The 12495-nt window shown below is 34.1% G+C and carries 9 protein-coding genes and 1 riboswitch; of the genes, 6 read left to right on the plus strand and 3 right to left on the minus strand.

Annotated features, from left to right (window positions below):
* The first annotated feature begins 40 nt into the window (after positions 1–40).
* Together NH26_RS08725 and nrdD are read left to right on the plus strand one after the other, a co-directional pair.
* Complete coding sequence (locus tag NH26_RS08725) at positions 41–532, plus strand: hypothetical protein (RefSeq protein ID WP_044221724.1); 492 nt, start codon at positions 41–43, stop codon at positions 530–532.
* Between the two features lie 241 nt (positions 533–773).
* Positions 774–1032, plus strand: a riboswitch (cobalamin riboswitch).
* A gap of 108 nt (positions 1033–1140) precedes the next feature.
* Positions 1141–2982: an anaerobic ribonucleoside-triphosphate reductase gene (gene nrdD, locus NH26_RS08730; protein WP_044221721.1), complete on the plus strand. Its 1842-nt coding sequence runs from the start codon at positions 1141–1143 to the stop codon at positions 2980–2982.
* Positions 2983–3104: 122 nt separating this feature from the next.
* On the opposite strand, the gene NH26_RS08735 is transcribed toward nrdD, so the two are convergent.
* The 3 genes from NH26_RS08735 to NH26_RS08745 form a co-directional block, all read right to left on the minus strand.
* Entirely contained in the window at positions 3105–3719 is a 615-nt protein-coding gene (locus tag NH26_RS08735; RefSeq protein ID WP_052431934.1) for a GDSL-type esterase/lipase family protein, read from the minus strand.
* Positions 3720–3723: 4 nt separating this feature from the next.
* Positions 3724–5691 carry a 1-acyl-sn-glycerol-3-phosphate acyltransferase gene (locus NH26_RS08740; RefSeq protein WP_044221719.1) on the minus strand — a complete coding sequence of 656 codons (1968 nt, stop codon included), beginning with the start codon at positions 5689–5691 and terminating at the stop codon, positions 3724–3726.
* A gap of 298 nt (positions 5692–5989) precedes the next feature.
* Positions 5990–9523, minus strand: coding sequence for a caspase family protein (locus tag NH26_RS08745; protein ID WP_044221717.1), 3534 nt, complete (start codon positions 9521–9523; stop codon positions 5990–5992).
* Between the two features lie 310 nt (positions 9524–9833).
* On the opposite strand from NH26_RS08745, the gene NH26_RS08750 reads away from it, so the two are divergent.
* From NH26_RS08750 to fabF, 4 genes are all read left to right on the plus strand, one after another.
* Positions 9834–10244 (plus strand): phage holin family protein, encoded by a 411-nt coding sequence (locus tag NH26_RS08750; RefSeq protein ID WP_044221714.1) that lies wholly within the window; start codon positions 9834–9836, stop codon positions 10242–10244.
* A 2-nt stretch (positions 10245–10246) separates the two neighbouring features.
* Positions 10247–10693 (plus strand): hypothetical protein, encoded by a 447-nt coding sequence (locus NH26_RS08755; RefSeq protein ID WP_044221712.1) that lies wholly within the window; start codon positions 10247–10249, stop codon positions 10691–10693.
* A gap of 130 nt (positions 10694–10823) precedes the next feature.
* Positions 10824–11060: an acyl carrier protein gene (locus tag NH26_RS08760; RefSeq protein ID WP_044221709.1), complete on the plus strand. Its 237-nt coding sequence runs from the start codon at positions 10824–10826 to the stop codon at positions 11058–11060.
* A gap of 128 nt (positions 11061–11188) precedes the next feature.
* Positions 11189–12442, plus strand: coding sequence for a beta-ketoacyl-ACP synthase II (gene fabF, locus NH26_RS08765; RefSeq protein ID WP_044221706.1), 1254 nt, complete (start codon positions 11189–11191; stop codon positions 12440–12442).
* Positions 12443–12495 lie beyond the last annotated feature (53 nt).

The raw sequence follows: 12495 nt of genomic DNA on the forward strand, positions 1-12495 counted from the left end.
ATTAACAAACTATTTTTTTTAATTTATATTTTTTTTCAAAATGAAAAACTTCAAACTATTTATTTTTTTATTGGCTTTGCCTCTAGTATTTACTTCTTGTTTCGATAGCGACGAAGAAGATTTAGAAGGTGTAGCAACTTTCTCTGACGTTGACGGTGTGAAAATTTATGCTGAATGGAAAACTGGAGACTTATCTTACTCAGAATCTATCGATGAAGAGCACCTTAGAGTTGTTATTTATCATGAAGATGACGAAATTTCTAGCAATGAATTTTCTGAAGAAGTAATTTCAGATTGGGCTGAATATCCATTAACACTTTCTAAAAACTTAAAAGATGGTGAATACACTATCAAAATTAAAAGTGGTTATGATACTTCAGATAGAACAGACTATACTGTATTCGTTAAAGGAAACTCTATTTCAAAAGCAGCTTACACTAAAGACGGATATTTCCTAGCAGGTGATTCATACTTAGAAGTAAAATCTTTTAAAATAGTGAAAAACGGTTCTAAGTACACTGTTTTTGATTAATTGAAACATGTAATAAACTTGTATTTTTTATTCGTCTTCATTTGATGAGAATAAATAGATACAACTTATATACTATTCTTATAGTATTGATATTAGAATAAACCAAAAAGTAGAATTAAATCTTAGGATTTGATTCTACTTTTTTTATTAAAAAAAACACATAAAAAACTCATTTCAAGCACCTTGTATTATCCAAATGAAAAGAAGATGATTGTCATCAATGCTTTTCAATTTCACATCATGCAAATTAGAAGTGCATGGTGCCAAAATGGAATAACAGGGAATCTAGTGAGAATCTAGAACTATACTCGTAGCTGTATCACACTCATTATTTCACTTAAAAAATGGGCTATATGTTTACATTAATGCTCCACTATTTTAAGTGATAAAAATTGAGACTCCATTGCTTTCTTTCTTGATAATTTATCTATCAAGTGATAAGTGAGAAGGACAATTTTTAAGAGTCAAGTCAGAAGACCTACCAAGCAAATGAAACCACCGACTTCGAGTTAAAGTCTAAGTTTTCAGCGATAATCGAAGTTATGATCATCGTTGCTGCACTTCCTACAAATGCGCCTTGTGTTTTGTATAAATAAAAATCAAAAGACATGGTCACTACCCAACAAGACAGTAGATTGTTGAAATTTGCTAACGAGGCAATTAATCTAACAAATGTTGAAAATGAAAACGCCAATATGCCCGAAGGTGTTTTTACAGCTAAACTCACCCGTATGTCGGGAGAAATTTCTAAAGAATATACAAAAGCATACCTTCTTCCTGAAAAACATTTAAAGATGCATGAAGAAGGTTGGATTTACATTCACGATTTCAGCTCTTATGCTGTAGGGATGCAGAACTGTATGTTTATTGATATTGGAGATATTCTTAGTAAATCGATTCATACAACCAACGGGACAATGCGCCCACCTAGAAGTATTCGTTCCGCACTTCAGGTAGCCGCAGTAGTTTTACAATGTCAGAGTAATGCTCAATTTGGTGGTATTGCAATTAACGCCTTCGATTTCCATATGGCTAAATTCATTAAAATGAGTTTTTATAAGCACATGGAAACGGCCATTAAATTCAATGTCCCTGATCCTGATACCTTTGCTTGGAACCAAACAAAAGATGAGACAAAACAAGCTTGTGAGGCCTTTCTTCATAACCTTAATCATTTAGAATCTAGAGCAGGAAATCAACTTCCTTTTGTATCTATTAATTACGGATGCGATACTTCTAAAGAAGGACGTTTATTTATTGAGAGCTTGATAGAAGCTACTCTCGATGGTATTGGTGAACAAAAAACGACTCCTATTTTCCCTATTCAAATCTGGCAATACAGAAAAGAAGAAGGAAAAATTGTCAACGAAGATCTTTTTAAACTAGCCAACGAATGCTCTATTAAAAGAGTGTATCCAAATTATGTCAATACCCACGAGGAAGTATATGATATTTTAGACGAAAACGGTAAAATTGTTCCCGATTTAATCCCTGCCACTATGGGCTGCCGTACTCGTTTAGGTAAAAATCTTCATGGATATAATGGGAAATCTGGTAGAGGAAACCTTTCTCCTGTAACCATGAATCTTCCTAAGTATGCAATGGAATCCAATTCATGGGAAGAATTTACTGTTCTAGTGAAAGAGATGGCATTTACTGGCATCGATATGATGGAAGCCCGTTTACGTTGGCAAAGAAAACAATTGATGGGTGCCGCTCCATTTATGTACAAAAATAAAATATGGAAACACGACCAACCTTACAATGAAAAAGCTAAAATTGGTGATATTCTTTACAGCGGCACACTTGCTTTAGGCTTTATTGGTATTGCTGAAGCTTTAATGATATTGGAAGGAAAGCATCATGGAGAATGTGAAAAATCTCAGCAAAAGGCTTTAGATCTTATCAAAGACCTTCATCATTTCTGTTCTAAAGAAAGTGATAGAAGACGACTCAATATTTCACTTTATGCAACTCCTGCAGAAAGTTTGTGTCATACATTTGCCAAGAAAAATCAAGATCAATACGGCAGAGTTCCTGGAGTATTTGATAAAGAATTCATTACTAATTCTTTCCATGTTCCTGTATGGCACGATATCAATTATGTGGATAAAATAGCCTTAGAAGCTCCTTATCATAAGTATTGTTCGGGTGGCTCTATCACTTATGTTGAATTAAGGTCGGAAATATCAAAAACACCTCATTTATACAAGAACCTCATCGAAGGTGCAATGGAACAAGGGGTATATTATTTTGCTACGAATATCCAAAGAGATCGTTGTTTAAACTGTGATCACGAAGGTTTATTCGATGACCTCAAGTGTAATAAATGTGAGTCGAAAGATATTATTACTCTTAGAAGAGTCACTGGATATATTACGGGGGCTTATCACAAAGTCTTCAATAATGGTAAAAAAGACGAAGTAAGAAACCGAGTAAAACATTATTAATCTGAGTTTCACAAAAAAATTGCCTCAACACAAAAAGTTTAGTGTTGAGGCAATTTTTTTACATCAATAAAAAAATCTTTTCAAAGTCCACCTTAAATGAAATAGACTATTGATCATAATTATTATGGATGTACTTCTTCTTCTAAGGCCTCTCTCCAAATAGAATACCCTTCAGGTCTCATATGTAACATATCCTCTTCAAACAGATCTGGTCTACTCTTTCCATTTTTATCTAACATAAGTTGATAAATGTCGATGTAAGTCACAGATTCGTTCTTTTTTATTTCATCAAAAACCAATTGATTCGATTTCTCAATTTCTTGTTGGATACCATCCTTACTTGGACTAGGTTTTATAGACACATAAACTATTGGGAGAGTCAAACCATATTTTGCTCTAATTTGTTGATATAAGCTTTTATAATAATAAAGGATATCTTCCGCCTTTTTACCTCCACCTAAATCATTATCTCCGGCATAAATAAATATCTTTTTAGGTGAAGCTATTTCATTAAAAAGGTCCTTAAAATAATAAGCACAAGCTTCTAATGTCGATCCACCAAAACCCATATTTAAGATATTTGGCTGTTTAAGATCTTCCCTTACTGAAGTCCACAACCTGAAAGAAGAACTCCCATAAAATACATAAGGCTGTTCTATTGAAGGTTGATTTTTTATGTTGTTGGTTAGTTCTGGTAACCCTTCTTCTTTGTAAAATTGAATTTCTTCTAACGTCATTCTATTAATTTTCTGCTAAGGCAATAGCCTCTTGTACATAAGATCTATATTGTTTTGAGTAGCGTGTTAAAAATGCTCTCAATTCGTCTTTAAATGGTTTATTTTTATCCAATACCTCTGATAAACGAAACGGTTTTTTCACTACTACTCCTAACTGAGTTTTACTTATTCGTTTATCAAAAAACGCAATAGCAACAGGTACTATCAAAGGATCTATATTGGAATGATTGGCGATCAAAAAAGCACCTGGTTTAAAATCTACAGGAGATTGCTGGGTTTCTCTACTTGTACCTTCCGGGCTTAATATGAGGTTAGTCCCTTCTTTTAATTTATTCCCTGCTTCTTCAAAAAATGCATTTCTCAACATTCTCTTTTCTTCAGGTGATTGATTTTTAGTATCCGAATCCTGTGTAAAAACACCCAAATGCCCCAATTTGTTATAATAATCCTGATGTCCATACTCCGGACCTTTACCTATTCTTACCACTCTCAATCCCGAATCTTTGTAATATTTATACAATAACATCGAGATAAAATGAGAATCTAAAGTGATCTGAAAATTATTAGGTAAGGTATAATAAGGATGATTTAATAAGTGATTATAAATAAAAATATTCCCTGCATCTTTAGGGATATTTTCCAAGCCATTTATTTTGATATCCACATAAGAAACGGCTCTTTCAAAAAGTTGTGCACACTCATTTCTTAGTTCTCTTGAAGATTTGTTCTCACCCGCTTTTATCACGTGATGTGTCATTTGTTTTAACCCTTCCATAAATAAATACTCACGTCGTAACGGCATGGTTATTTTTCTAAATAGATGGGCTAAATTCTTTTCTGTCGCATCACCTTTTTCAGATAACAAATCTATTAAATCAAAAGCTTCCCCTTGGGTTACTTTTTCTGATAAAAAAACAGGGATTTTATATAAATCAGAACAAACACTTATCTGCGCACCAGCTTGTTCTATCATGGTTTGTATGGTAAGAAATTCTCTATCAAAAGTCTGAGTAATTACTTGTGCTCTTATTGCTTTCAAAGCACTACCCAGTAACCACAAAAGACGGTACATAAACATCATTCCTAAATGAGGAAACTCTTCATACAATACCAATAAATCTATTCTATTAAGTTCTACTACCTCAATGGGTTCTAAAACTACTAGTTCCATGGCATTAGGTACAGCATCAAAACTTGCAGCACTCCAAAGTATTACCTGTCCTGTTTCTTGTAAAATATCAGAAGTAAAGATTTTCTTATCATTTGTGATAAAATTCAAAGCCACTTTTCCAGACTTTAATATCATAAACTTGTCTGCCTTCTGATCTTTAGACAACAGAATTGTTCCTGCTTCATATTTATTCGTCACACTTATTTTTGACAACTTCGCTAAATGCCAATCAGCAAAAGGGTTAAAAAAAGAACTTTGACGTAAAAACTCTAAATAAGATTGCTGAGGTCCCTTATCCTGAAAAGAAGTGTAACTATTTTTATGTTGGAAATCGTTGGCACTTACCGCTACTGCTCCTCGCATCCATGCTTCACGTGCATTGCTTAGTAAATTAGTACTCAATAATAAACTCGAAGACAAAACATGTAGTCCTATTTTAGGAAATTCATTAAAAAGCTGTCTTAGCTCTTTATTTTTCCATGCGATCACTTTTGTTTTACCTACAGCTATTCCTGTAGTAGCATACCGATAAGGTTCTCTAAAGCCGGACCATCCAATTGGCGTCCATTTATCCTTACTTTTCCCAACTTCTAAAGCTCCTCTTTGGTCGCCTACATTTAACTGATAAGCAACAGTACCTTCGAGCAATAAAAAATATTTATCAGAAGTGGAAAACTGTTCCGTAATCACATCTCCGTCATGAAAGTTGATTACTTCTGCAAGTGCAGATAATTTTTCAAGTTCATCGATTTGAAGTCGATCAGCAAATGGCAAGCCTTGTAACACAGATGTCAATATCATGAGAATAGTCTTTAGTTATGTTAGTTTTTTTGATGTTTCCTTCAATAAAGAGTTATTAAATCCACCTTTATTCTATATCTATTGTAGAAGGTGAGTGAATTAATAGCTTAAGATATTGACTTGAAATCATATAAACAAAAGGACTATTTACACTTAAGCAGTGGTCAGATCAAAATTGGAAGTGTTGGGGTTTCTATTTTAGTTTACTTTGTATGACAATATCATCGCATAAATATGCTTTTAAACCTTAGTTTAACTAAAAAATACCCTCCAATTTATTTCTCATCTGGATCACTCCTTATTCATCAAATTCTAGTATTAATTGATCTATAATTTGTCGAACAATATCCTCCTTCTTTTGCGCTTTAATCTCCCAATCCCCTATTACTTCATCTCCACTAATTAAACGATAGTTTAATTTAATTCCATTTTTGGTGGATTTATACCTCCCTTTAATCTTATATACAGTATCTCCTTCAGAGTTCTTTTGATAAGAAAATGGATACTTCTCTTCATTCAAAAAGATATCATTTCTTATCGCATCTTCTAATTCAAGTTCATCTACCCACGTTTTCTCTTCTTCGAAGTTAATCTGTGATATCCTATTCTGCTGAAGAGACAGGCTTATTTTTTCTCTATCTTCATTTTTCAATTCTCCTATATAAAAGCTACCTGCACCTCTTGGCATTCGGTACTCTGGCTGTTGCTCTCCATGCATATCATCTGCAAGCTCCGGAACTCTATCTATTGCATAAGAAAATAGGTCTTGCACATCTACAAACTTCCCTTCATTAAGTGCTCCAAATTTAAGGTAATCTAATAACGAATAAGTCAGAAGGCCGTGTTTTAAAATAGAAGATTCATAGCTTACTTTATCAGCTGATGCACCTGAGAGCATGAACATTCCGGTTCTGGATCTCACTTTTTCTAAAGCTCTCTTCTTCAAACCTTCTTCATTATCATCTCTTGAAACTATTGCATTTGTAGAAAACGATCCTGCATGACAGGCATCAATCACAAATACTTGTTTACTAATGGGTATTTCTTTTATCCATCGCATTAACTCTGATCCATTGACAGAGTAATTATTTCTAATATGATGATCTTTGATGTCTGAATTGACCATATCCTTAGTCAGAAAATAAAAATCCTCCTGGTTATTTTCATGTATTCCCACAGTGCCATGCCCTGCTAAGAAGACAAATAAAACATCTGAAGCATTGGCTTTTTGTGCCACATTTTTAAATGCCTGACGGATGTTTTCTTTGGTTGGTTGATTATTTTCTTCATCAGATGAAATTAACTGAACATCTGTATTCGATATTCCAAATAAATTTTCAGAGCCATCTTCCATCACTTCTGCCACTGCCTTAGCATCTTTTGATGCATACTTTAAATCTAATAAACGCCCTCTATAATCTGATACTCCAACAACAATAGCATATAAAGTAGGCTCTGTCACTAAATCCACTTCTTTGCCTTTGTAAGTTAATTTCAAACCTCTTCCTGATAACGTATTTTCACTATTGGTCGTAATCAATGTTATCTCATTATTTTCCCCATTCATGAATTTATTATCAAAAGAAGACAATGGAATTTTATAATAAACTTTTCCATTTTTCTCCACTTGTTCGGAGGCCTTTCTGATATCATGAATTGCTTCTTTATTATTGACAAATAGGCTTACAGTACCAATCCCTCCTCCTCTATCATTTAAGTGAATCCATAAGTAATCCTTTTTTTGTTCTATCTCTGCATGAGGAAATAATTTTAAACTACTTAATGATGGTACTATTCTTAAAGGTTGTCTTTCTAATAATACTTCTGCTAAACCCGGCTCCCAATACATATCCTTCAGTTGATCAAAATCTATGGTTTCATTACCGTAGACATAATATATATTGTTCATATTTAAATCACTTACATCAAATAAGCCCGATTGATGCTTCAACACCCAGTCTCCTTTATCTGTAATAATGAGATTACCCATCGCTTCTGTTTCATCGGTTGACATCAAGTCAATACTCATGTCTTTTCTTACCACAAAAAAGACATTTTGCTTATCGAAGGTCAGTACACTTTGCATTGGCACCGAAGAGTTATCGTAGCTTTTGATAACATCCTCTAAATAATCATTCATTACATCAATTTCTCCTGACATTTTTGCTATCAGCCAATGATCTGACTTGTCCATATATACAACAGTCTTAACAGGAGCATCAGTTGCTACTTTTTTAATTAGTTGAAACGATTTGGTATCATAAAGAAATAAATGATGCTTGCCTCCAACAAGTAACAGTTCATCTGTTTCTGAAAAGGATAAATCACTGATTTGTATATCAGAAATAATATCAGAGAAAATGACTTTTTGACTTTTAAAATCATATACTTTAATAGATCTATCACTACTTATTGATGCGATATATCGGCCACTACTAGACACTTCGACTTTTAAAACTCCTCTTTGGTGGTCATATAACTTTTTAAGAGAATGTGATACATTATTATATAAGACCACTTCCCCATTATTTCCACCTAAACAATTTTGATTGGTCAGAGGAATGTTATGCATATGAGTAACTACATAATCTAATTTGGTTTTAGCGAGTTCCTTCCCTTTTTTATCCCACACTTTTAAAAGACTATCTCCCCCGGCTGTAGTATGAGTTTGTTGAATAGGATTGTAGGACATCGCATTGATACTTCCTGAATGTGCCTGCCAAACAATAGAAGTAGTATTGACTTTTGGCCGCCATATTTGAATTTTACCATTCGAGAGACCTATAGAAACTTCCGAAGAATTCTGATTAAGTAATGAACTTGTAGGATAGCCGTCTTGAGGTTTCCATTTGACCTCACTATAAGATTTTCTGTTTTTCTTTAATGTCCATACTGAAAAGCTCCCGTCTTTATGGGTAAAGGCTGCATATTTTCTATTTTGAGTAAATTTCATCAAAAGAAAATCATCTCTTACTCCTAAGGACTCTTCATCTATTACACCTTTATTTACTTCATAAAAATAAATGGAATCACTTTGAGTTTTAACCATTAAAATATCATGATCATGCGCATAAACTAAATCTAGAATCGGTTGGTTATTAGGTGATTTTAAAGTAGAAATTATCTTATCATTATTTACATCCCATACTTTTATGGTTTTATCCCAAGAACCCGATATGATAAGAGAATCTTTGGGAATAAAATCAATCACAGAAATCCAGTCATCATGTAATTTCTTTTCTACTAATGGGCGGTCATATCCTCTCCAAACACCGACTTTACCCTCCATGTACCCTGCTCCTAACCATTTTATAGTATGGTTATAATTAATACTTGAGAAGTTTCCGAAATTTACTTTTACCTCTAAACCATCAGGTGTTGTTTTTATATTTTGCCAATCAAACCTGTAAATCATACCTCCGTTATTGATAAACAACAGATATCCTTGCACAAAACTCATCTTTACGATATCATAATCTAAAGAATCATAAGCATAGAGTAACTCCCTATTTTCGAGGTTCCATATTTTTACAGATCTGTCTTTTCCTGCAGTCGCTAAATATTTATTGTCTTCTGAAAAGCATAATGTTGACACGCCATACTCGTGTGGAAATATAGTATCCAACAACCTTTTTTCTTTTGTGTTCCAAAGTTTTAAAGCACCATCTTCTCCAACGGTAGCCAAGAGTATAGCATTATTGGATAAAGCCATATCCACTACATCTCCCACATGACCTTGCGATAACGTTAAGTGTATCTGTTGAGCACTAGCACTTTGAATAAAAAAATAAAGGCTTAGTGTAATATATATATGAATGAATTTTTTAAACATTGATTGATCAATTCGCTTCACATCAAATTTGATGTTCTAATAGAAAGATGAAAAATTATTGAGTAGATTAAAGTTACATCATTATTTAATTTATTCTTTCATTTATACAAATGAAAAAAGTATCAAATTGGAGATAAAAAAAGAAATACAATAATAGTTGATTGAATAAGGGTTGAAATCAGTCATAAATTTTATATTTGTACTAACTTATCAAGTTAATAAAAGAATCCATTTTTGTGATTACCCCTAATAAATAACCCACGTTATCTATTCTAACACGGTAATTCGTTCAGCAAAGGAAATTGAAAATATGTCTAAGAGGAAATCTATAAGAAATAGAATTTTTACAGAAGAAGAACAAGCATTACAAAAAGAACGGTTTGATAAAATCATTCAGTCTTTTGTGAAACTGATTGAGACGTATGCTAAATTATTTAGTATTGAGTTAAAAACGGGTTTATCAGGGATGCTTGCTATTTTGGCCATCTTCGTGGTATTACTTACTTTTTTAACCTTAGCATTTTGTTTCTTTTCTCTAGCCTTTGCTCTTTTTGTCAATTATCTCTTCTCCTGGCCCCCTTTTGCTGGATTTACGATAGTCGGTGTATTCTGTTTAGTGATTTTCGGTGTCATTGTAATAAATACTAGTAAAATCCGTCGACAGTTTTTGATCTTGATTGATCAAGCCATTGACCGTATCAACGAAGAAAATCAAGTGTAATTATGAGTGAAACTAAAGATAAAAAAACAAAAGTTTCTGCTAATGAAGTGAGAGAACGCTTAAAAGCAGAAAAAATTCAATTAAAAGAGGAAACAAAAAAATATAAAGAAGACCTAATCAACGTCGCTGCAGACACCGTCAATGATGCTCGTGGTGATGTGAAAAAGGTCATGATTTATGGTGCCGCTTTGGTGGCTGCTTACAGTTTAACCCAATGGGGTTTTAAGGTTCACAATAAAAGGAGCCAAAAAAAGTTTTTGAAAAAACTCTCCAAAGAAAATAAAAACACGGGCGGTCTTCCATTAAATGAAAGCAAAAATTCTGTGATTCCTTCTTTTGGTAAAATGCTAAGAGATGAGGCCGCAACCTTCCTAATTGGAGTGGCAAAGGAAGAACTTATGAATTATTTAGAAACTAGAAAGGATTCTAGAGCGAAAAAAAGACGTTGATTTACAGCTAATTAAGTTATCTTAAGTATGCATGCATAATATAATAGCCGTGTTTATGCCTATATAATTTGCACAAATAAATTCTGTTTTATTTCTTTGCAATTCAATTGGTCAACTAAAAGTTATTAAGATGTCCGAAATTGCAGAAAAAGTAAAACAAATTATCGTTGATAAGTTAGGCGTTGAGGAGGCAGATGTTACTCCTGAAGCAAGCTTTACAAACGACTTAGGTGCCGACTCACTTGACACTGTTGAGTTAATCATGGAATTCGAAAAAGAATTCAACACTTCAATTCCTGATGATAAAGCAGAAAGCATCACAACTGTAGGTCACGCGATCGCATACCTTGAGGATAACGTAAACTAATTTAGTTTACACTCCCTTTAAATAAGCGAATCACACGCTAGCGAACCTGATAGAGCAAGCGCCTCAACAAAAGGATGCTAAATCTGTCAGGTTTGTTTTATTTTTGGATATTCCAAAAGACTAAATTCATGAAAGCTAGAAGAGTAGTTATTACCGGTATTGGTGCAATTACACCACTTGGTAATAGTGTCGAAGAATACTGGAATAATCTAGAGAAAGGTGTCAGCGGAGCTGCACCGATCACTAAATTCGACGCTTCAAAATTCAAAACACAATTTGCTTGCGAAGTGAAAGGCTTCGAAGCAGCAGATTATATCAATAGAAAAGAGTTACGTAAAATGGACTTGGTATCACAATATGGTGTTGCCGTGGCCAAACAAGCTCTTGACGATTCTAATCTTGATCTTGAATCTGTTGATAGAGAAAGATTTGGTGTAATTTGGGGATCTGGTATTGGTGGCCTTAAGTCTTTACAAGACGAGGTATCATCATTCGCTCAAGGCGACGGTACTCCAAGATTCAACCCTTTCTTCATTCCTAAGATGATACCAGATTTAATCCCTGGCCACATCTCTATGACATGGGGACTTAAAGGACCAAACTTTACAACAGTATCAGCATGTGCATCTGCAACCAACGCTATGGTTGATGCATTTAATTACATTCGTTTCGGTATTTCTGACCTATTCGTAACAGGTGGTTCAGAAGCTGCAGTTTGTGAAGCTGGTATCGGTGGATTCAATGCTCTTAGAGCACTATCAACACGTAACGATTCACCTTCATCTGCTTCTAGACCTTTTGATGCGACTAGAGATGGTTTTGTACTTGGCGAAGGTGCCGGTGCATTTATCTTCGAAGAGTATGAGCATGCAAAAGCTAGAGGTGCTAAAATCTATGCCGAAGTAATTGGTGGTGGTATGACTGCAGATGCTTATCATATGACGGCTCCTCATCCGGAAGGAGAAGGATCTAGCCGTGTTATGGCAGAAGCAATGAAAGATGCAGGCATTAAGCCAGAAGATGTAGATTACATCAACGTTCATGGTACTTCTACACCACTTGGTGATATTGGAGAAGTGAACGCAATTAAGAAAGTATTTGGTGAGTACGCTTACGAAGTAAGTATATCATCAACAAAATCAATGACAGGTCACTTATTAGGTGCTGCCGGAGCTGTTGAAGCTTTAGCTTGTTTGATGTCAATTGAAAGAGGCGTAATTCCTCCAACAATTAACTTCGAAACTCCTGATGAGAATTTAGACTCTAAATTGGATTGTACATTCAACGAAGCTAAAAAACGTGAGGTAAACATTGCCTTATCGAATACTTTTGGTTTCGGTGGTCACAACTTCTCTGTAATCTTTAAAAAAGTTACAGACTAGTTTACCAACCTAAATTAACCCGTTAGCAAATCTAACGGGTTTTTTTTATACCT

The sequence above is a fragment of the Flammeovirga pacifica genome (assembly GCF_000807855.2).
Lineage (GTDB): Bacteria > Bacteroidota > Bacteroidia > Cytophagales > Flammeovirgaceae > Flammeovirga > Flammeovirga pacifica.